This is a genomic window from Streptomyces sp. NPDC085460, from assembly GCF_044541975.1.
Lineage (GTDB): Bacteria > Actinomycetota > Actinomycetes > Streptomycetales > Streptomycetaceae > Streptomyces.
In genome coordinates this window covers 19,609-39,085 of record NZ_JBITTO010000009.1, presented here as the reverse complement: position 1 = coordinate 39,085, position 19,477 = coordinate 19,609, and the positions used below count along the sequence as shown (strand labels likewise).

Annotated in this window: 20 protein-coding genes and 1 riboswitch; of the genes, 16 read left to right on the top strand and 4 right to left on the bottom strand. The window is 73.8% G+C overall.

What is annotated here, in order from left to right:
- The first annotated feature begins 107 nt into the window (after positions 1–107).
- Positions 108–237: riboswitch (FMN riboswitch) on the top strand.
- A 172-nt stretch (positions 238–409) separates the two neighbouring features.
- From ribD to ACIGHB_RS23575, 10 genes are all read left to right on the top strand, one after another.
- A complete protein-coding gene (ribD, locus tag ACIGHB_RS23620) occupies positions 410–1,495 on the top strand; it encodes a bifunctional diaminohydroxyphosphoribosylaminopyrimidine deaminase/5-amino-6-(5-phosphoribosylamino)uracil reductase RibD (RefSeq protein ID WP_399915697.1) in 1,086 nt (361 codons plus the stop codon).
- Between the two features lie 2 nt (positions 1,496–1,497).
- A complete protein-coding gene (locus tag ACIGHB_RS23615; RefSeq protein WP_360317887.1) occupies positions 1,498–2,106 on the top strand; it encodes a riboflavin synthase in 609 nt (202 codons plus the stop codon).
- A 44-nt stretch (positions 2,107–2,150) separates the two neighbouring features.
- Entirely contained in the window at positions 2,151–2,738 is a 588-nt protein-coding gene (locus tag ACIGHB_RS23610; RefSeq protein WP_360317925.1) for a nicotinamide mononucleotide transporter family protein, read from the top strand.
- Positions 2,735–4,015, top strand: a complete 1,281-nt coding sequence (locus ACIGHB_RS23605) for a bifunctional 3,4-dihydroxy-2-butanone-4-phosphate synthase/GTP cyclohydrolase II (RefSeq protein WP_360317885.1) — start codon at positions 2,735–2,737, stop codon at positions 4,013–4,015. The genes ACIGHB_RS23610 and ACIGHB_RS23605 overlap by 4 nt, the downstream gene beginning before the upstream one ends.
- 34 nt (positions 4,016–4,049) lie before the next feature.
- Positions 4,050–4,547: a 6,7-dimethyl-8-ribityllumazine synthase gene (gene ribH / locus ACIGHB_RS23600; RefSeq protein WP_388873102.1), complete on the top strand. Its 498-nt coding sequence runs from the start codon at positions 4,050–4,052 to the stop codon at positions 4,545–4,547.
- 46 nt (positions 4,548–4,593) lie between these two features.
- A complete protein-coding gene (locus tag ACIGHB_RS23595) occupies positions 4,594–4,866 on the top strand; it encodes a phosphoribosyl-ATP diphosphatase (RefSeq protein WP_031005643.1) in 273 nt (90 codons plus the stop codon).
- A gap of 63 nt (positions 4,867–4,929) precedes the next feature.
- The gene (hisG, locus tag ACIGHB_RS23590) at positions 4,930–5,778 is read left to right on the top strand and encodes an ATP phosphoribosyltransferase (RefSeq protein ID WP_376602552.1); all 849 of its coding nucleotides are present in this window, start codon (positions 4,930–4,932) and stop codon (positions 5,776–5,778) included.
- Positions 5,779–5,818: 40 nt separating this feature from the next.
- Positions 5,819–6,271, top strand: a complete 453-nt coding sequence (locus tag ACIGHB_RS23585) for a PH domain-containing protein (protein WP_360317879.1) — start codon at positions 5,819–5,821, stop codon at positions 6,269–6,271.
- Positions 6,272–6,625: 354 nt separating this feature from the next.
- Complete coding sequence (locus ACIGHB_RS23580; protein ID WP_399915693.1) at positions 6,626–7,963, top strand: hemolysin family protein; 1,338 nt, start codon at positions 6,626–6,628, stop codon at positions 7,961–7,963.
- The gene (locus ACIGHB_RS23575) at positions 7,960–9,048 is read left to right on the top strand and encodes a hemolysin family protein (protein ID WP_399915691.1); all 1,089 of its coding nucleotides are present in this window, start codon (positions 7,960–7,962) and stop codon (positions 9,046–9,048) included. The genes ACIGHB_RS23580 and ACIGHB_RS23575 overlap by 4 nt, the downstream gene beginning before the upstream one ends.
- Before the next feature lie 10 nt (positions 9,049–9,058).
- Here the strand turns inward: ACIGHB_RS23575 and ACIGHB_RS23570 are convergent, their stop codons facing one another.
- Complete coding sequence (locus ACIGHB_RS23570) at positions 9,059–10,969, bottom strand: AAA family ATPase (protein ID WP_399915689.1); 1,911 nt, start codon at positions 10,967–10,969, stop codon at positions 9,059–9,061.
- Between the two features lie 309 nt (positions 10,970–11,278).
- Positions 11,279–11,908, bottom strand: coding sequence for a hypothetical protein (locus ACIGHB_RS23565; RefSeq protein ID WP_360317869.1), 630 nt, complete (start codon positions 11,906–11,908; stop codon positions 11,279–11,281).
- Between the two features lie 182 nt (positions 11,909–12,090).
- Here ACIGHB_RS23565 and ACIGHB_RS23560 point away from each other — a divergent pair, with 182 nt between their 5' ends.
- The gene (locus ACIGHB_RS23560) at positions 12,091–13,458 is read left to right on the top strand and encodes a peptidase C39 family protein (protein WP_399915687.1); all 1,368 of its coding nucleotides are present in this window, start codon (positions 12,091–12,093) and stop codon (positions 13,456–13,458) included.
- Positions 13,459–13,533: 75 nt separating this feature from the next.
- A complete protein-coding gene (locus tag ACIGHB_RS23555; protein WP_360317863.1) occupies positions 13,534–13,689 on the top strand; it encodes an SCO1431 family membrane protein in 156 nt (51 codons plus the stop codon).
- 12 nt (positions 13,690–13,701) lie between these two features.
- On the opposite strand, the gene ACIGHB_RS23550 is transcribed toward ACIGHB_RS23555, so the two are convergent.
- Complete coding sequence (locus ACIGHB_RS23550; protein WP_360317860.1) at positions 13,702–13,905, bottom strand: hypothetical protein; 204 nt, start codon at positions 13,903–13,905, stop codon at positions 13,702–13,704.
- Between the two features lie 474 nt (positions 13,906–14,379).
- Here ACIGHB_RS23550 and ACIGHB_RS23545 point away from each other — a divergent pair, with 474 nt between their 5' ends.
- Positions 14,380–15,441: a hypothetical protein gene (locus ACIGHB_RS23545; RefSeq protein ID WP_399916120.1), complete on the top strand. Its 1,062-nt coding sequence runs from the start codon at positions 14,380–14,382 to the stop codon at positions 15,439–15,441.
- A 73-nt stretch (positions 15,442–15,514) separates the two neighbouring features.
- Entirely contained in the window at positions 15,515–16,618 is a 1,104-nt protein-coding gene (locus tag ACIGHB_RS23540) for a phosphotransferase family protein (RefSeq protein WP_399915684.1), read from the top strand.
- Between the two features lie 7 nt (positions 16,619–16,625).
- On the opposite strand, the gene ACIGHB_RS23535 is transcribed toward ACIGHB_RS23540, so the two are convergent.
- Entirely contained in the window at positions 16,626–16,994 is a 369-nt protein-coding gene (locus ACIGHB_RS23535) for a hypothetical protein (RefSeq protein WP_360317852.1), read from the bottom strand.
- Between the two features lie 225 nt (positions 16,995–17,219).
- Between ACIGHB_RS23535 and ACIGHB_RS23530 the strand changes: the two genes are divergently transcribed.
- Positions 17,220–17,660, top strand: coding sequence for an Lrp/AsnC family transcriptional regulator (locus ACIGHB_RS23530; RefSeq protein WP_030493658.1), 441 nt, complete (start codon positions 17,220–17,222; stop codon positions 17,658–17,660).
- A gap of 9 nt (positions 17,661–17,669) precedes the next feature.
- Complete coding sequence (locus ACIGHB_RS23525) at positions 17,670–19,298, top strand: amidohydrolase (protein ID WP_399915682.1); 1,629 nt, start codon at positions 17,670–17,672, stop codon at positions 19,296–19,298.
- Positions 19,299–19,477: the final 179 nt, after the last annotated feature.

Here is a 19,477-nt window from a genome sequence, read left to right as displayed (position 1 = left end):
AATAGGTCTGGACCAACGGAAAATTTCGTGGGACCGTGTGAGTCATCGCACAGGGATCGTGTGCATGCCCGTTGACAGCGCGTGGCACACTGGCCCTGTATCAGCAGCAGCGCACTCCGGGGTCGGTGTAATTCCGAACCGGCGGTATAGTCCGCGACCCGTCCGCAGCCAGCGGCCGGTTGACCAGGTGAGATTCCTGGACCGACGGTGAAAGTCCGGATGGGAGGCAGTGCGCGGCGGGCGACCCCTGACAGGGGTGTGCCGGCCGTACGTCCGCTGGTGGCCGATCTCCGTCGGCGCACCCGTGGACCTCCGGCCGTTCCGGCACACCCGTGCGCAGTCGTCGTACCCGCTCTCTGTCGTCATCGACAGGCCCCGGAGTCCGTGCCCGAAGAGGCAGGAGGACCCGGTGGACCGGCAGGCCGACATCACCGCCATGCGACGCGCCGTGGAGCTCGCCGCCCGCGGACTCGGCGCCACCAGCCCCAACCCCGTCGTCGGCTGCGTCGTCACCGACGCCTCCGGCCGGATCGTCGGCGAGGGCTGGCACCAGCGCGCCGGAGGCCCCCACGCGGAGGTCCACGCCCTGCGCGAGGCCGGCGCCCTCGCCCGCGGCGGCACCGCCCACGTCACCCTCGAACCCTGCAACCACACCGGCCGCACCGGCCCCTGCGCGCAGGCCCTGATCGAGGCCGGGATCGCCCGCGTCGTCTACGCCGTGGCCGACCCGAACCCGCAGGCCACCGGTGGTGCGGAAACCCTCCGCGCGGCCGGCGTCGAGGTCACGGCGGGGGTCCTGGAGGACGAGGCCGAGGCCGGCAACCTCGCCTGGCTCACCTCCGTCCGCACCGGCCGCCCCTTCGTCCGCTGGAAGTACGCCGCCACCCTCGACGGCCGGATCGCCGCCGCCGACGGCACCTCCCGCTGGATCAGCTCCGCCGACTCCCGCGCCGACGTCCACCGCCTGCGCGCCGAGGCCGACGCGGTCCTGGTCGGCGGCGGGACGCTCCGCGCGGACGACCCGCACCTCGCCGTCCGCGGCATCGAGGGCGCCACCCAGCCCCTGCGGGTCGCCCTCGACACCCACGCCCAGCTGCTCCCCACCGCCCGGATCCTCGACGACGCCGCGCCCACCCTCCTCGTCGTCGGCGAGGACGCCGACACCCGGCACCTGCCCGGCGTCGACCTGCTGCGGCTGCCCCTGCGCGACGGCCGCGTCGGCGTGCACGAACTGCTGGACGGGCTGTACGCGCGCGGCGTCCGCTCCGTCCTCCTCGAAGGCGGCCCCACCCTCGCGGGCGCCTTCGTCGCCGGGGGCGCCGTCGACCAGGTCGTCGGCTACCTCGCCCCGGTCCTCCTCGGCGCGGGCCCCGCGGCCCTCGCCGACGCCGGCATCACCACCCTCACCCGCGCGCTGCGCCTCGACATCACCGAGACCGCGCACATCGGATCCGATATCCGCATCACCGCCGTCCCGACCCCCAAGGGAGCCTGACCGTGTTCACCGGAATCGTCGAAGAGCTGGGCGAGGTCGTCGCCGTCGAGGAACTGCCGGACGCCTCCCGCTTCCGTCTCCGCGGCCCCCTGGTCACCGAGGGCGCCCGCCACGGCGACTCCATCGCCGTCAACGGCGTCTGCCTGACCGTGGTCGAGACCGGTGACGGCGAGTTCACCGCCGACGTCATGGCCGAGACCCTCAAGCGCTCCTCCCTCGGCGCCCTGGAGCCCGGCTCCCGGGTCAACCTGGAGCGCCCCATGGCCGTCGGCGGCCGGCTCGGCGGCCACATCGTCCAGGGCCACGTGGACGGCACCGGCACGATCCTGGAGCGGACCCCCTCGGAGCACTGGGAGCTCGTCCGGGTCGGCCTCCCCGCCCCGCTCGCCCGCTACATCGTGGAGAAGGGCTCCATCACCGTCGACGGCGTCAGCCTCACCGTGGTCGAGGTCGGCGACGACTGGTTCACCATCAGCCTCATCCCCACCACCCTCGCCCTGACCACGCTGGGACACAAGCAGCCCGGCGCCCCGGTCAACCTCGAAGTGGACGTCATCGCCAAGTACGTCGAGCGGCTGCTCGGCACGGACGGACGGGAGAACGACCAGTGAACTGGCTCAACTCGGAGGCGTTCACCGTCCTCGACCAGCACATCATGTGGTCCGACATGATCGGCAACACCATCGGCCTGATAGCCCTGGCCCTCGGCTGGCGCCGCTCCATCCTCACCTGGCCCGCCCAGCTCCTCTCCGGCCTCATCCTGGTCGGCGCCTACGCCTCCGCGCACCTCGCCGGCGGCGTCGGCAAGCAGCTCCTCGTCATCGGCGTCGCCGCCTGGGGCTGGTGGCAGTGGAACCGGGGCAGGCAGCAGGCGCAGGACGGCTCCATCGCCGTCCGCTTCGCGACCTGGAAGGAGCGCGGCGTCCTCGCGGGCGGCGCCCTCCTCGGCACCCTCGCCGTCGGCGGCCTGTTCACCCTCTACCCGTCGCTCTCCTGGAGCCCGTGGGCCGACGCGTACATCTTCGTCGGCACCCTCGTCGCGATGGTCGCCCAGGCCCGCGGCCTGGTCGAGTTCTGGTTCGCCTGGCTCCTCGTCGACCTCGTCGGCGTCCCGCTCGCCTTCAGCAGCGGCCTCGCCTTCTCCGGCCTGGTCTACGTCGTCTACTTCGCCCTCGTCCTGTGGGGCATGCGCGACTGGTGGCTCCGGACGCGCACCCCCGCTCTGGAAGGAGCCCCCGCATGAGCACCGCGCCGTCCGTCTGGGACACCGAGGACCTCGCCCTCGACCCCGTCGAGCAGGCCATCCGCGACATCGCCGCCGGCCGCCCCGTGGTCGTCGTCGACGACGAGGACCGCGAGAACGAGGGCGACCTCGTCATCGCCGCCGAGAAGGCCACCCCCGAGGTCGTCGCCTTCATGATGAGCGAGTGCCGCGGCCTGATCTGCGCCCCCATGGAGCACGACGAGCTGGAGCGGCTCCACCTCCCGCAGATGGTCGAGCACAACACCGAGTCGATGCGGACGGCCTTCACCGTCTCCGTCGACGCGAGCCCGGAGCACGGCGTCACCACCGGCATCTCCGCCGCCGACCGCGCCACCACCCTCCGGATGCTCGCGAGCGGCCACCACGAGCCGTCCGACTTCGTCCGCCCCGGCCACATCTTCCCGCTCCGGTCCCGAGAGGGCGGCGTCCTCGCCCGCCCCGGCCACACCGAGGCCGCCGTCGACCTGGCCCGCCTCGCGGGCCTGCGCCCGGCCGGCGCGATCGTCGAGATCGCCGGCGAGGACGGCGTGATGCTCCGCCTCCCCGAGCTCGTCCCCTTCGCCCGCAAGCACGGCCTGACGATCATCTCCATCGAGGACCTGATCGCCTACCGCCGCTCCGCCGAGCCCACCGTCCGCCGCGAGGCCGAGGTCCACCTCCCCACCGCCCACGGCGAGTTCACCGCCTACGGCTACCGCTCCACCGTGGACGGCGTCGAGCACGTCGCCCTCGTCCACGGCGAGATCGGCGACGGCGCCGACGTCCTCGTCCGGGTCCACTCCGAATGCCTCACCGGCGACGTCTTCCACTCGCTGCGCTGCGACTGCGGCCCCCAGCTCCAGGCGTCCATGGACCGCATCCAGGAGGCCGGCCGCGGTGTCGTCGTCTACCTCCGCGGCCACGAGGGACGCGGCATCGGCCTGCTCTCCAAGCTGCGCGCGTACGAGCTCCAGGAGCGCGGCCGCGACACCCTCGACGCCAATCTCGAACTCGGCCTGCCCGCCGACGCCCGCGACTACGCCGCCGGCGCGCAGATCCTCGCCGACCTCGGGGTCCGCAGCCTCCGGCTCATGACCAACAACCCCGACAAGATCGACGCCCTCACCCGCCACGGCCTCGCCGTCGAGGGCCGCGAGCCGATGCCGGTCACGGCCGGCGAGCACAACCTCCGCTACCTCACCACCAAGCGGGACCGGATGGGCCACGACCTGCCCTGGCTGGACGGCTCCCCGGCCCCCACCTGCGGCAACCAGTAACCCCGATCGTCTTTCGCACCCACCAAGGAGAACCATGAGCGGCAAGGGCGCACCCGTCCTCAGCGTGAAGAACTGCGGCGACCTGCGGGTCGCGGTCATCGCGGCGCAGTGGCACGAGAAGATCATGGACGGCCTCGTGGACGGCGCCCTGCGCGCCCTGTCCGAACTCGGCATCGACGAGCCCACCCTGCTCCGCGTCCCCGGCAGCTTCGAGCTCCCGGTCGTGGCGAAGGTCCTCGCCGAGCGCGGCTACGACGCCGTCGTCGCCCTCGGCGTGGTCATCCGCGGCGGCACCCCCCACTTCGACTACGTGTGCCAGGGCGTCACCCAGGGCCTCGTGCAGGTGTCGATCGACACCGGCGTGCCCGTCGGCTTCGGCGTGCTGACCTGCGACAACGAGGAGCAGGCGCTGGACCGGGCCGGCCTGGAGGGGTCGAACGAGGACAAGGGCCACGAAGCGGTCACCGCCGCCGTCGCCACCGCCACCACCCTCCGGTCGGTCAGCGAGCCCTGGCGCCAGTCCACGGAGTGAACCCTGGCGACGGGGCCCCAGGGTGAACCCGTACTCTAAGGACATCATGGCGAACAAAACCTTCGAAGAGCTCTTCACCGAGCTCCAGCTCAAGGCCGCCAACGGCGACCCCAGCACCTCCCGCACCGCGGAACTGGTCGGCAAGGGCGTCCATGCCATCGGCAAGAAGGTCGTCGAGGAGGCCGCCGAGGTCTGGATGGCCGCCGAGTACGAGGGCAAGGAGGCGGCCGCCGAGGAGATCTCGCAGCTGCTGTACCACGTCCAGGTGATGATGGTCGCCCGCGGGATCTCCCTCGACGACGTCTACGCCCACCTCTGACCCGACCGGCCCCGAGCACACCCCCCGTTTCCCACCACTCCCAGGCAAAGGAAGCCCACACCCATGCTGCGCATCGCCGTCCCCAACAAGGGTTCCCTCTCCGGACCTGCGTCGGCCATGCTCCATGAGGCCGGCTACCGCCAGCGCAAGGAGTCCAAGGAACTGGTGGTCATCGACCCCGACAACGAGGTCGAGTTCTTCTACCTGCGGCCGAAGGACATCGCCATCTACGTGGCCTCCGGGAAGCTGGACATCGGCATCACCGGCCGTGACCTGCTCCTGGACTCCGGCGCCAGCGCCGAGGAGATCCTGGCGCTGAACTTCGGCCGCTCCACCTTCCGCTACGCCACCCGCCCGGGCACCGCCAAGGGCCCGGAGGACTTCGGCGGCATGACGATCGCCACCTCCTACGAGGGCATCGTCGCCAAGCACCTCGCCGACCAGGGCATCGACGCCTCCGTCGTCCACCTCGACGGCGCCGTCGAGACCGCGATCCAGCTGGGCGTCGCCCAGATCATCGCCGACGTCGTCGAGACCGGCACCAGCCTGCGCAACGCCGGGCTCGAGGTCATCGGCGAGCCGATCCTCAAGTCCGAGGCGGTCGTGGTCCGCCGCCACGGCGCCGAGACCGACCACCCGCAGGTCCAGCAGTTCCTGCGCCGCCTCCAGGGCGTCCTGGTCGCCCGCAGCTACGTGATGATGGACTACGACTGCCGCGCCGAGCACCTGGAGCAGGCCGTCGCCCTCACCCCGGGCCTCGAGTCGCCGACCGTCTCCCCGCTGCACAACGAGGGCTGGGTCGCGGTCCGCGCGATGGTCCCCGCCAAGGAGGCGCAGCGGATCATGGACGACCTGTACGAGATCGGTGCCCGCGCCATCCTCACCACCGCGATCCACGCCTGCCGTCTCTGACGGCGGCCCGGCACCACCCGTACCGCACCGAGGAACCCCGATGTCCGAGCCGTCCACGCCCGCCCTCCCGGTCACCTTCCGGCCGGGCCGCACCCGCGCCGTCCTGCTGACCGTCGGGATCGTCATGTTCGTGGCGATCACCGCCGTGGCGTTGCTGCTGGAGCACCTCGGACCGGGGGAGCGGGCCAGCTTCGTCTTCACCGCCGCGCTCTTCCTCCTCGTCCTGGTGCTGCTGAGCCGCCCCAAGGTCGTCGCCGACAGCGAGGGCGTCACGGTCGTCAACATCACCCGCACCCGGCGCCTCGCCTGGGCGGAGATCCTCCGGGTCAACCTGCGCCCCGGCGACCCGTGGGTCTTCCTCGACCTCAGCGACGGCACCAGCCACCCCGCCCTCGGCATCCAGCCGGGCATCGCGAAGGAGGCCGCGATCCGCGACGCCCGCGCCCTGCGGGCCCTCGCGGAGAGTCGCGGCACCGGCGTCGAGGCGGCCTGAACCCCGAACCGGACGCCGGCACCCCGAACAACCCGGATACCGGCACCCCGAGCCTGCTGCCCCGAATCCGGACGCCGGCACCCCGAGCCTCCTCCCCCGAATCCGGACCCGGGACCCCGATCCGGCCCTCCGGGCGAACCCCTGTCCGTCCCCCATCCGGGGCGTCCCCCTGCCACGCGGGGCGTCCGCGTGACTACTCTTGAGGCGGTGGTGCCGAGCGCACCACCGCCTCGCGTGTGCAGGGCCGCCGCCGGCGGCCGGCGAGGCCACCCTGCGACCCGAGGAGTGACTCCCTCCGGCAATGGACGGATCGTCCGGTAGTACCCGCGCCGCCCCCTCGTCCGAGGCGGCGGCATGATCGTCTCCCTGCTGCTCCTCCTGGCAGCCCTCCTCCTGATCCTCGCCAACGGCTTCTTCGTCGCCGCCGAGTTCGGTCTCGTGACCGTCGAGCGCGCGGAGGCCGAGCGGGCCGCGGCCGCCGGCGACCGGCGCGCCCGCACGGTCGTCTCGGCGCTGCGCGAGCTGTCCTTCCAGCTCTCCGGCACCCAGCTCGGCATCACCCTCACCTCGCTCGTCATCGGCATGCTCGCCGAGCCCGCGCTCGCCTCGCTGCTGCGCGCCCCGCTGACCGCCACCGGGCTCCCCCCGGGCGCCGTCTCCGCGGTCGCCGTGGTCATCGGCATGCTGCTCGCCGCGGCGCTCCAGATGGTCGTCGGCGAGCTGGTCCCCAAGAACTGGGCGGTCTCCCGGCCGCTCCAGGTCGCCCGCTTCGTCGCCGCCCCGCAGCGCCGCTTCTCCGCCGTCTTCCGGCCGGTGATCGCCCTGCTCAACCGGGTGGCGAACGGGCTCGTCCGCGCCCTCGGCGTCGAGCCCACCGACGAGCTGGACTCGGTCCGCACCCCCGGCGAGCTGGAATCGCTCGCCCGGCACTCCGCCCGGGCCGGCGCCCTCGAACAGGACACCGCCGACCTCTTCGTACGGACCCTGTCCCTCGGCGGTCTCACCGCCGAGCAGGTCATGACCCCGCGCGTGAAGGTCAGCGCCCTCCAGTGGGACGCCACCGCTGCCGACGTCCTCAACCTCACCCGCGCCACCGGTCTCTCGCGCTTCCCCGTCTACCGGGACCGCATCGACGAGATCGTCGGCATGGTCCACCTCAAGGACGCCCTCGCCGTCGCCCCCGGGGCCCGCCCGCGGACCACGGTCGGGCGGATCGCCGTCCCGCCGCTGCTCGTCCCCGAGTCGCTGCCCGTCCGGACCCTCCTGGAGCGGCTGCGCCGCGCGCAGCCGATCGCCGTCGTCGTCGACGAGTACGGCGGCACCGCCGGCGTGGTCACCCTGGAGGACATCGTCGAGGAGCTCGTCGGCGAGGTCCGCGACGAGCACGACACCGCCGCCGACGCCCGCCCCGAGCTGGCCGCCGTGCCCGCCGAGGACGGCCGCCCCGCCTGGGAGGCCGACGGCTCCTGCCGGGTCCACACCCTGCGCCGGATAGGTCTCGACGTGCCGGACGGCCCGTACGAGACCGTCGCCGGGCTCGTCGCCGACCTCCTCGGCCGGCTCCCCGCCCCCGGCGACCGGGCCGAACTCCCCGGCTGGCGGCTCTCGGTCCGCCGCGTCCACCGCTTCCGGGCCGAACGGGTCCGGATCGTGCGCACCGCCCCCGTACCGATGGCGGAGGCCGTCCGATGAGCACCCTCCACCTCCTCCTCGCCCTCCTCCTGGTCCTGGCCAACGGCTTCTTCGTCGGCGCCGAGTTCGCCCTCGTCTCCGTCCGCCGCAGCCAGATCGAGCCGATCGGCGGCGCCCGCGCCGCACGGGTGCTGTACGGCCTGGAGAACCTGCCGCGCATGATGGCCGCCGCCCAGTTCGGCATCACCGTCTGCTCGCTCACCCTCGGCGCGGTCGCCGAACCGACCGTCGCCCACCTCCTGGAGCCGGCCTTCCACGCCGTCGGCGTCCCGGCCGGGCTCATCCACCCGCTCGGCTATGTGATCGCCCTCGCCGTGGTCGTCTTCCTCCACCTCGTCATCGGCGAGATGGTCCCGAAGAACCTGGCGATGGCCGCGCCCGAGCGGACCGCGCTGCTGCTCGCCCCCGCGCTCGTCGGCTTCGCCCGGCTCTGCGGGCCCGTCACGGCCGCCCTGGGCGCCTGCTCGCGCCTGGTCCTGCGGGCCTTCGGCGTCGAGCCGAAGGACGAGGTCGAGGCCGTCTTCACCAGCGCCCAGCTCGGCCGCCTCGTCGAGGACGCCGGGCAGGCCGGACTCCTCGACCCCGCCGAGCAGGAGCGCCTGGAGGACGCCCTGGAGCTGGGCAGCCGTCCGGTCACCGACGTCCTCCTCCCGGCCGCCGCGCTCGTCACCGTCCCGCCGTCCGTCACCCCGCGCGAGATCGAGGAGCTGACCGTACGGACCGGCTACTCGCGCTTCCCGGTCCGCGCCGAGGGCCGGCACCCGGCCGTCTTCCTGGGCTTCGTGCACGTGAAGGACGTCCTGGACGCGGACGAGCGGGAGCGGCCGGTGCCGCGGCAGCTGTGGCGCCCGATGGCGACCGTCGGCGCCGAACTGCCGCTCGACGACGCCCTCACCGTGATGCGCCGGGCGGCGACCCATCTCGCGCAGGTCGCCGACGCCTCCGGGCGGATCCTGGGCCTCGTCGCCCTGGAGGACGTCCTGGAGACCCTGGTGGGCGAGGTCCGCGACCCCGCCCACCGACTGCGCCCGGCCCCGGATCCGGTCGCGACCCCGGGCCCTGCCCGGCGGATCATGGCCGGGTAGGCCCTGGGCGTCAGAACGGGGGGTCCTGCTGGGGGCCGCGGTCCGAGGGGCCGCGGCCCGACAGGACCTCCCCGTACGCCTGCATGAGGTCACCGAGCCGCAGCGTCGCCAGGTCCTCCCGGGTGAGCGTCCCGGAGTAGCCGGAGAGCCGCAGGTCCCGGTAGGCGCACGACTTCTCGTACAGGGTGCGCAGGAAGCGGCCGTTGCCCAGCTCGTCGATCCAGCCCTGCTCGACCACGTGGGCGCTGATCGACCGCAGTTCCTCCAGCGCCTCCTCGTCCCAGCCGTCGCCGTTGGCCGCGGCGAGGACCTCCCCGATGGCGGTCAGTTCCAGCGGCCGGTACGAGGGGAAGTCGACCCGGGTGGTGAACCGGGAGGAGAGCCCCGGGTTGGCGGCGAGCAGCCGGTCCATCCCCTCCGGATAGCCCGCCAGGATGACCACGAGGTGGTCCCGGTTGTCCTCGGCCCGCTTCAGCAGCACCTGGAGGGCCTCGTCGCCGTAGGCGTCGCCCTTGCTGTAGCCGGAGTTGGAGAGCGCGTACGCCTCGTCGACGAAGAGCACCCCGCCGACCGCCGAGTCGATCAGCTCGTTCGCCTTCACCGCCGTCTGGCCGAGGAACTCGCCGACCAGATCGGCCCGCTGCGCCTCGACCAGGTGGTCGCCGCCGAGCAGACCGAGCGCGTAGAAGACCCGGCCCAGGATCCGGGCCACCGTCGTCTTGCCGGTGCCGGACGGCCCGGAGAAGACGAAGTGCCGCTTCGGCGGCTGCACGGGCAGCCCCTGCCCGGCCCGCAGCCGGGCCATCTCCAGCTGCGCCGAGAGCGCCTTGACCTGCCGCTTCACCGGCTCCATCCCGACCATGCCCTCCAGCTCGGCGAGGGCCTCGGCGAGCAGCACCGGATCGGTCGGCCCGGCCGGGAAGCGCGGCGGCCCGGGCTGCGCGGGCACCGGCGAGCTGTGGCGTACGACCTCCGGCGGCGCGGCGGGCGGCACCGGGTCGGGGAAGCGGCGCAGCCCGTCGCCGCCGGGCGTGCCGGGCTCCGCCTCCGGCCCCGGGGCGGTGTCGGTGCCCTCCTGCCCGGGGGCGACACCGGCCTGGCCGAGGGCGACGGTGGCGAGCCCGGCCTGCTCGTCCATGCCGTCGAGCCCGTCGAAGCCGTCGTACTCGGCGATGGCGGCGAGCCGGGCCGCGGTGTCCATGAAGGCCGGATCGACGCGGTGCACCGCGCGGTAGAGGGGGAGCGCGGCGGCGCTGCGGCCGGTGCCCTCGTGGGCGCGGGCGAGCCAGTAGCGCAGCTCCTTGCGCTGCGGCTGCTCGCTGCGGCAGCGCATCAGCGCGGCGGAGAGGAGCGGCTCGGCCTGCCCGTACATCTCCAGGCGCACCCGGGCCATGCCGCCGAAGAGGCCGGCCTCGATGCCGAGCAGCGGATCGTCCACGAGGGGCTCGGTGTGCCGGACCAGCTGCTCCCAGTCCTTGACCAGGTAGGCGCGGCAGGCGTGCAGGAAGCGGACCTGCGGGTCGGTGTCGACCGGCGGCAGCTCGGCGAGCGCCCGGTCGAGCTCGGGGACGTGCCGCCCGTCGAGCCAGTGGGAGGCGTGCGCGAGCAGCAGGTCGCGCGGGCTCTCGAGCACCGGCTGCACCCACCAGCCGAGCCAGTACCAGGAGTTGAGGGTGCGGCGGTGCCGGGCGCGCTGTTCTCCGAAGCGCTCGCGGCTGCGGTACATGCGCAGCAGCGCGGCCGTCGTGTCCACCCGGAGGGCGTGCAGCCCCAGCCAGGCGTCCGCCATGCCGGGGTCGATCCTGACCGCCGCCCGGAACTCCTCCTCGGCCTGCGGATAGGCGCCCATCGTGTAGGCGTCCACTCCGCGCAGCCAGGCGAGCTCGGCGGGGGCCTGCGCGCCCTGCGTGCCGATGTCCATCGGGTCCCCCACAACCGTCGGCGTATGGACGGGATTTGACCGCACCTGCGGGCATCGTACCTGCGCAGGGGTGGTGCGCTTAAGGAGAAGCGCAAGATCCGGAATCGGTGACCCTGGGTGAGCGCGAGGGGTCGGAAGCCGTCCGGGAAGGGGTGCTGCGGGCAGAACGAAGCCCCCGATCACGGGGGAACAACCGGGGGCTTCGTGTCCGCGGCGGCTGTCGAAAAGCCGCACATTGAGAACGTAAGACCTGTACGCCCCCGGGGTCAAGCGCAGTTGAGGCACTTGCGGAAGCGGAGTTCCGGCGGCTCAGTCCACCGCCATCACGCCGTCACGGTGGGTGATGATCTGGTCCGGGGCCGCTGTCACAGCAGGCCCGGGAAGCCAGTCGTAGCCCTCGTTCCGCTCCCGTACCAGGGTGTCGGCGAAGGGCCGCGACGGGTCCTCGGCGAAATGGCGAGTCTCCGCCATCACCCAGCCGTCCCAGAACTCCGCCTGCTCCGGTCCGTCCCGGCGCCTGCCCCGGTCCCAGGAGGCCCCGGCCGGCCGCTCCATCCACAGCAGCCACGCCAGCCACGGGCGCAGCTCCCGCCGCCCGGACCCCACGCCCTCCACCAGCACCACGGGCGCCGGGGGCAGCTCGCGGGCGGGGCCGAAGCGCCGCAGGGTCCAGTCGTACGGGTGATAGCGCGCGGTCGCGCCGCGCTCCAGCGGCTCCAGGACCTGCTCGCGCAGCCGGCCGGTCCAGGCGAAGAGCTCGTCGTGGGTGGCGAGGTCGTCGAGGCGCAGGACGGGCGCGCCGCCGAGGGCGGCGGCGAGCCGGCCGGCGAGCGTGGACTTGCCGGAGCCGGCGTGGCCGTCGACCGCGACCAGCCGGACGGGGCCGAGCGAGGGCGGCAGCCGGCGCAGCGCGCGGGCCGCGCGGTCGAGGTCGTCCATGCGGCCCAGGGTAGGCCAGGGGGTGCCGTCGCAGGTCAGCGAGGTGCCGCCGTCAGTGGTCTCTACCCATGTCGGTGGCGGCGACGCGGGCCGAAGTGCTGGCGGAGCCCCCGCCGAGCCGGGATAGTGGGCCCGCGCAGCCCGCCCGATCGCCGTTCCGTCCTCGACTGGGGGTCCTCGCCATGCCCGGATCAGCCTCACGCCGGACCGTCCTCGCCGCAGCGCTCGCGGCCGCCGCGGGCACGGCCGCGGCCGGAGCCGTACCGGCCTCGGCGTCCGCACCCGGTGGTACGGGGGAGGGCGCCGGCCAGGCGTCCCCGGAGACCGTCGCCAACCGCTTCTGGTCCACCTTCACCGACTGGCGGTCCGGGGCCGCCGAGGGCACCCGGGCCGTCGCCGGGCTCCGCCCCGGCCTGGTCCTGGCCGCGCCCCTGGGCCGTACCGACTACACCGATCCGCACACCGGGCTCACCTCCGCCTGGGAGTACGCCCGCTGGACCTCGCCCGCGCACACCCCCGCGGTGCCGGCCACCGAGGTGATCGCCTCCTGGAACGCCCGCACCCCGGCCGGCACCTGGCTCCAGGTCGAGCTGTCCGGCACGTACGCGGACGGCACGGCGACCCCGTGGTTCGTGATGGGCCGCTGGGCCTCGGGCGACACCGACATCCGGCGGACCTCGGTCGACGACCAGACCGACGGCCGGAGCAGCGTCTGGACGGACACCCTCGCGGTCGACGACCCGGCGAGCGGCCTCCGGCTGGCCGCGTACCGGCTCCGGCTCACCCTCTACCGCCGCCCCGGCACCACCCTCACCCCCACGGTCTGGCGGCTCGGCGCGATGGCCTCGGACGTCCCGGACCGCTTCACGGTCCCGGCCTCCGCGCCCGGCCTCGCCCGCGAGCTGGCCGTCCCCCGCTACTCCCAGAACACCCACGTCGGCCAGTACCCCGAGTACGACAACGGCGGCGAGGCGTGGTGCAGCCCGACCTCCTCGCAGATGATCCTCGAACACTGGGGCAGGCGGCCCTCCGCGGCGGAGCTGGCCTGGGTGAACCCCGACTACGCCGACCCGCAGGTCTGCCACGCGGCCCGGTACACCTACGACCACCAGTACGAGGGCTGCGGGAACTGGCCCTTCAACGCCGCCTACGCGGCCTCCTACCCCTCCATGAACGCCGTGGTGACCCGGCTGCGCTCGCTGACCGACCTGGAGACCCTGATCCGGGCGGGCATCCCGGCCATCACGTCCCAGTCCTTCCGCCCGGAGGAGCTGACCGGCGCCGGCTACGGCACCTCCGGCCACCTCATGACGGTGATCGGCTTCACCACCGAAGGCGACGTGATCGCCAACGACCCGGCCTCCCCGTCCAACGAGGCCGTCCGCCGGGTCTACCGCCGCCGCGAGTGGGAGAACATCTGGCTCCGTACCAAGCGGTACAACGCGAGCGGGAAAGTGGTGTCCGGCACAGGCGGGGTCTGCTACCTGTACTTCCCCGACCGGCCGACTTCCGCGCAGCGCAAGGCGCTTCGGGCGGTCGGCGTGGTGTGAGCCGGACCGCGGCGGGGCGGGGGTGTGAGGGACGTCTCTGGTCCGGAGGCGGCCGGGTGCCTCATGGTGGTGGCCATGAGCGCCACCACCACCCTCGCCGGACGTCTTCTCTCCCGCACGCGCACGGGCGGCCCCAAGGACGACCGGGGCCCCGAGCTGCTGGAGCACGTCCTCGGCTGGACCCTCGTCGTCCTGCTCGCCGTCCTGGTCACCCGAGCGGGTCTCATGTGACCCGGCGGGCGGTCAGCGCGGCTCGCCGGGCGGGAGCAGGATCCCGCTGACCCGTACGGTCCGGTCGGCCCAGACGGGCGCCGCGGCCAGCCGCGTCCACTCGGCGTCCCGGCGCCCCGGCAGCGCGCGCCCCTGGCTGGCCCAGAGCGCGTAGAGGGCCTGGTAGATCGGCGGGTCCGGATGGACCTGCACCGGGACGGGTGCGGGCAGAGGCACGGGCGCGGGTGTCTCCGCCGGAGCCGTGGCCTGCGCGGGGAGCGGTGCCGGTGCGGCGCCCTCGGGGGCGGGTCCGGGTGCGGCCGGCGCCTCCGGAGGCCAGTGAGGAGCCTGCGGAACCTGCGGAACCGATTCTTCACCGCGCGGTTCGGTCTGCCGATGCCGACCGACTCCGCTGGGTGTGGAGTACAGGGTGGTCATGCCCGGACCAACGCGTCCCGGCCTGCCGGGGTCACCGCCGAACGGATTCGGGCGACAGTTCGCCTCTTACCCGCACCCACATGCGCTTCCCCCCGCACCCGCATGCGCTTCCCTCCCGCACCGGCGCCGCCTCCCCGTCCCGCGCACGCCTCTGGTCCTCGGCCTCAGGTCTGACGTACCGTCAGATCTCCTTCGAGGACCAGGAGGTCAGCCGTGGACGACGACCGGCCCGTCGCGCTCGACGAATACCCCGTGCACCAGGCCCCGCTGTCGATGAAGCACCACGTCAGCGGCGACCGGAACGTCTACGACCGCTGCATCTTCCACGTCCTCGACCACTCCGGCCGCGCCCTGCTCATCGCCGGGCTCGGCGTCTACCCCAACACCGGGGTCGTCGACGCCTACGCCACCCTGCGCACCGGTGACCGGCTGCACGCCGTCCGCGCCTCCGACGCGCTCGGCGGCGACCGGATGCGCCTGGAGGTAGGCCCACTCCGGATCACCGTCGACGAACCCCTCCGGCGCTTCACCCTGAGCTGCGCCGCGGACCCGGCCGACCCCGACGGGCTCTCCTTCGACCTCACCTGGACCGCCGACTTCCCGGCCCTCTGGGAGCCGCACCACCTCCAGCGCACCGGCGGCCGGCTCACCCTCGAAGGGCGCCGCTTCGTCCAGGCGGGCCGCTGCGCGGGCGTGATCCGGGCCGGCGGCGAGCGGTTCGAGGTCACGGCGGGGGAGTGGACCGGCACCCGCGACCGCAGCTGGGGCGTCCGCCCGATCCCCGGCGAGGAGCCCGGCCGCGCCGCCGAGTCGCGCCCCGAGGGCTTCCACTGGCTCTGGATACCCATGCGCTTCGACGACCGCTTCGTCATGGTCGTCGCGCAGGAGGATGCCGACGGCTACCGCACCCTCAACCAGGCCCAGCTCGTCCGCAACGGGCGGCGGGACACGCAACTCGGCTGGCCGCGCACCGAGATCGCCTACCGGCCCGGCACCCGCCACCCCGAGAGCGCGGTCGTCCACCTCGCCGACCCCGGCGGCAAGCCCCTGGAGATCGGCGTCGAGATCCTCGCCTCCTCGCCGCTCGCCGTCGGCGCCGGTTATCCGCCGGCCGGCGACTGGCAGCACGGCACCTGGCAGGGCCGCGACTGGACCGACCGGCGCGTCTACGACCTCTCCGACCCGTCGGCCCACCCCCTCGCCGCGTACGGGGTGACCGACCACGCGGCCCGCTTCACCCTGGACGGCCGCACCGGCCACGGCATCTTCGAGCACGGCTCCTTCGGCCGCCACGACCCCAGCGGCTTCACCGACTTCACCTCGACCGCCCGCTGAACCCCGATCGTTCCGCGTCCTGATCATCCAGATCATCCCGATCGTTCCGCGTCCCGTCGCAGAGGAGGTACGCATGGCCACGGCACCGCGTCCCCGCACCACCACCCGCGACCCCGAGGAGCTCGCCGTCCGGCTCACCGCCTGGCTCGACCGCAGGCTCCCCGGAGCGGCCGTCTCCGGTCTCGCCGTCCCCGGCTCCAACGGCATGTCCAGCGAGACCCTGCTCTTCGACCTGGAGCACCCGGAAGCCCCGGTGCGCGGCTGCGCGCTGCGGCTGGCCGCCGACCCGGCGGCGTACACCGTCTTCCCCGACTACGACATGGCCCGCCAGCACCGCGTGATGGCGCTCGTGGCGGAGCACACCGACGTGCCCGTCCCACGGGTGCTGTGGCTGGAGGAGGACCCGGCGCCGCTCGGCGCGCCGTTCTTCGTGATGGCCCGCGCCGAGGGCCGGGTGCCGCCGGACGTCATGCCGTACACGTACGAGGGGAACTGGCTGCACGCCGCCACCGACGCCCAACGCGCCCTGCTGGAGGCCGAGTCGGTGGCGGTCCTGGCGCGGCTGCACGACCAGGTCCCCGCGAAGGAGGCCGAGTTCCTGCTCCCGGACGGCGGGGGCAGCCCGCTGCGCCGCCATGTCGACGCCCAGCGCGCCTACTACGCCTGGGTGGTGGAGGGGCTCGCGCCGTCACCGCTCATCGAGGCCGCCTTCGCGCGCCTGGAGGAGCTGTGGCCCGACGACGAGGGGCCCGCGGTGCTCTGCTGGGGGGACGCCAGGATCGGCAACATCGTCTACGACGGCTTCACCCCGGCCGCGGTCCTCGACTGGGAGATGGCGGCCTGCGCGCCCCGGGAGGTCGACCTCGGCTGGACCGTCTACCTGCACCGCTTCTTCCAGGACCTGACGGTGAGCTTCGGCCAGCCGGGACTGCCGGACCTCCTGCGCCGCGAGGCGGTCGAGCGGCGGTACGCCGAACTCACCGGGCACACCCCGCGCGCGATGGAGTTCCACACCCTCTACGCGGCGCTGCGGCACGCGATCGTGATGCTGAGGATCGCGTACCGCCAGGCGTACTTCGGCGAGGTCGAGGTCCCCGCGGACCCCGACCGCCTCATCCTGCACCACGCCACCCTCGCGGCGATGGTGCGCGGAAGCTACTGGACCGACGCGGGCTAGCCGGGGCTCAGGCCGCGCGGCGCAGCTGGGCCGCGCGGATCGGCCGCGAGCCCGGGCCGCCGATGTGCGAGAACGGCTGGGTCCGCCAGTCGAGGCCCTGGGGCAGCGTCAGGAGCAGCGCGGTGTCCTGCTCCTGGACGCCGGCGCCGTCGTCGGCGGAATCGGCCTCGTCGGCGGCCCGGCCGGTGCCGGGGCAGACCGTGAGGGTGAAGGGGTTCCACGGCGACGGGCACAGCGCGTGCTCGGGCAGCGCGTCCTCGTCCGCCAGCAGGGCGATCGGCTGATCGCACTCCGGGCACATCACCCGGAACATCTCGAACGTGTCGTACGTGTCGAACTCATCGAACGGATCGACGGAATCAACGGGCTCCTGCATGGAGACTCCCCCTCGGAACAGGTCGGCCGATGCTGTGCGGCCGGAACCACAGCAAGCCCTTCCCATGCGGAACTCCGCATAACCGTGAGCCGTACCCCGATGCCTGGTCCGAACCTGTGGCGTTCGTCACATGCCCGGTAAAGGTGCCCCGGGACTGCCGCATTGCGGCGCATACGGCCCGCTCCCGGCTGGGCCCGGGACCCTTCGGCGCAATAGGGTCGGCGCATGGAGGAGCTGGATCGTCAGATCGTGGAGTTGCTCGTCAAGGACGGGCGCATGAGCTACACCGACCTGGGCAAGGCCACCGGCCTGTCCACGTCGGCGGTGCATCAGCGCGTCCGCCGGCTGGAGCAGCGCGGTGTCATCCGCGGCTATGCCGCAGTCGTCGACCCCGAGGCGGTGGGCCTGCCGCTGACCGCCTTCATCTCGGTCAAACCCTTCGACCCCAGCGCCCCCGACGACACCCCCGACCGGCTCGCCGACATCCCCGAGATCGAGGCGTGCCACAGCGTCGCCGGCGACGAGAACTACATCCTCAAGGTGCGGGTCGCGACCCCCCTGGAGCTGGAGCACCTGCTCAGCCGCATCCGCTCCCAGGCGCACGTCTCCAGCCGCACCACCGTCGTCCTGTCCACCCCGTACGAAGCCAGGCCGCCGCGCATTTAGCCTGGTCGCATGAGCGAAAGCCTGAATTCCGGCGCACACCGCACCGTGCTCCTGCGCGGTGGAGAAGTCCACAGCCCCGCCGATCCCTTCGCCACCGCCATGGTGGTGGAGCGCGGCCACATCGCCTGGGTGGGCGAGGAGGGCGCCGCCGACGCCTTCGCCTCCGGCGTGGACGAGGTGATCGACCTGGAGGGCGCGCTCGTCACCCCGGCCTTCGTGGACGCGCACGTCCACACCACGGCCACCGGCTTCGCGCTCACCGGCCTCGACCTCTCCGCCGCGGCCTCGCTCGCCGAGGCCGCGGAGCTCGTCCGCGCCCACGCCGCCGCCCGCCCCGAGGACCGCATCCTCATCGGGCACGGCTGGGACGCCTCCCGCTGGCCCGAGCGGCGCCCGCTCACGCGCGAGGAGCTGGACGGCCTCACCGGCGGCCGTCCGCTCTACCTCACCCGGATCGACGTGCACTCCGCCGTCGTCACCACCGCGCTGCTCGACCTCGTCCCCGGCGTACGGGGGCTCGACGGCTTCCACGACGGGCGGGCCCCGCTGACCGGCGACGCCCACCACGCCGTCCGCGCCGCCGCCTTCGCCGCCGTCTCCCCGCGCCAGCGCGCCGAGGCCCAGCGCGCCGCCCGCGCCCACGCCGCCTCCCTCGGCATCGGCACCCTCCACGAGTGCGGCGGGCCGAGGATCTCCTCCGAGGACGACTTCACCGGCCTGCTGGACCTCGCCCGCGGCGAACCCGGTCCCCGCGTGGTCGGCTACTGGGCCGACCTCGACATCGAGCGGGCCCGCGCGCTCGGCGCCCTCGGCGCCGCCGGCGACCTCTTCGCCGACGGCTCCCTCGGCTCGCACACCGCCTGCCTCCACGAGCCGTACGCGGACTCCGCCGGGCACACCGGCTCCGCCCACCTGGACGCCGCCGAGGTCGCCGCCCACGTCGTGGCCTGCACCGAGGCGGGCCTCCAGGCCGGCTTCCACGCCATCGGCGACGCCGCCGTCGGCGCCGTCGTGGACGGCGTCAGGGCCGCCTCCGAGAAGCTCGGCCTCGCCCGGATCCGGGCCGCCCGGCACCGCGTCGAGCACGCCGAGATGCTCACCCCCGAGACCGTCGCCGCCTTCGCCGAGTTCGGCCTCACCGCCTCCGTCCAGCCCGCCTTCGACGCCCTCTGGGGCGGCGACGAGGGCATGTACGCCGAGCGCCTCGGCGTCGAGCGGGCCCGCACGCTCAACCCGTACGCGGCCCTGCTGCGCGCCGGTGTGCCGCTCGCCTTCGGCTCGGACAGCCCGGTCACCCCGCTCGACCCGTGGGGAACCGTCCGGGCCGCCGCCTTCCACCGCACCCCCGAGCACCGGGTCTCGGTCCGGGCCGCCTTCACCGCCCACACCCGCGGCGGCTGGCGCGCGGTCGGCCGGGACGACGCCGGCACCCTGGTGCCGGGCGCCCCCGCCGACTACGCGGTCTGGCGGACCGGCGACCTGGTCGTCCAGGCCCCCGACGACCGGGTGGCCCGCTGGTCCACCGACCCCCGTTCCGGAACGCCCGGTCTGCCTGATCTGTCCCCTGATGTCGACCTCCCGGTCTGCCTGCGGACCGTGGTGGATGGACGGACGGTTTTCGTACGGCCGAACGAGTGATGTCCGGTTGACGGCCACCCGGATGTACGCACCACGGGTTCGTCCCCGACCTGCGGATCTTCCTGTCCCGCCTGCGGCTTTTCGGGAACCTCGCAGGTCAAGCGGGTGTTGACAGCCGACCGCCATGGCCCGGTAGGTTCTCGGGCGTCCACCACAGGACGTCCGACCGGACCACACCT

Bases quoted from the DNA above. Each gene is read 5' to 3' on its own strand.
- ACIGHB_RS23610 (WP_360317925.1), top strand. From the start codon at position 2,151: ATGTGGTCCGACATGATCGGCAACACCATCGGCCTGATAGCCCTGGCC.
- ACIGHB_RS23605 (WP_360317885.1), top strand. From the start codon at position 2,735: ATGAGCACCGCGCCGTCCGTCTGGGACACCGAGGACCTCGCCCTCGAC.
- ribH (WP_388873102.1), top strand. From the start codon at position 4,050: ATGAGCGGCAAGGGCGCACCCGTCCTCAGCGTGAAGAACTGCGGCGAC.
- ACIGHB_RS23595 (WP_031005643.1), top strand. From the start codon at position 4,594: ATGGCGAACAAAACCTTCGAAGAGCTCTTCACCGAGCTCCAGCTCAAG.
- hisG (WP_376602552.1), top strand. From the start codon at position 4,930: ATGCTGCGCATCGCCGTCCCCAACAAGGGTTCCCTCTCCGGACCTGCG.
- ACIGHB_RS23585 (WP_360317879.1), top strand. From the start codon at position 5,819: ATGTCCGAGCCGTCCACGCCCGCCCTCCCGGTCACCTTCCGGCCGGGC.
- ACIGHB_RS23580 (WP_399915693.1), top strand. From the start codon at position 6,626: ATGATCGTCTCCCTGCTGCTCCTCCTGGCAGCCCTCCTCCTGATCCTC.
- ACIGHB_RS23575 (WP_399915691.1), top strand. From the start codon at position 7,960: ATGAGCACCCTCCACCTCCTCCTCGCCCTCCTCCTGGTCCTGGCCAAC.
- ACIGHB_RS23570 (WP_399915689.1), bottom strand. From the start codon at position 10,969: ATGGACATCGGCACGCAGGGCGCGCAGGCCCCCGCCGAGCTCGCCTGG.
- ACIGHB_RS23565 (WP_360317869.1), bottom strand. From the start codon at position 11,908: ATGGACGACCTCGACCGCGCGGCCCGCGCGCTGCGCCGGCTGCCGCCC.
- ACIGHB_RS23560 (WP_399915687.1), top strand. From the start codon at position 12,091: ATGCCCGGATCAGCCTCACGCCGGACCGTCCTCGCCGCAGCGCTCGCG.
- ACIGHB_RS23555 (WP_360317863.1), top strand. From the start codon at position 13,534: ATGAGCGCCACCACCACCCTCGCCGGACGTCTTCTCTCCCGCACGCGC.
- ACIGHB_RS23545 (WP_399916120.1), top strand. From the start codon at position 14,380: ATGAAGCACCACGTCAGCGGCGACCGGAACGTCTACGACCGCTGCATC.
- ACIGHB_RS23540 (WP_399915684.1), top strand. From the start codon at position 15,515: ATGGCCACGGCACCGCGTCCCCGCACCACCACCCGCGACCCCGAGGAG.
- ACIGHB_RS23535 (WP_360317852.1), bottom strand. From the start codon at position 16,994: ATGCAGGAGCCCGTTGATTCCGTCGATCCGTTCGATGAGTTCGACACG.
- ACIGHB_RS23530 (WP_030493658.1), top strand. From the start codon at position 17,220: ATGGAGGAGCTGGATCGTCAGATCGTGGAGTTGCTCGTCAAGGACGGG.
- ACIGHB_RS23525 (WP_399915682.1), top strand. From the start codon at position 17,670: ATGAGCGAAAGCCTGAATTCCGGCGCACACCGCACCGTGCTCCTGCGC.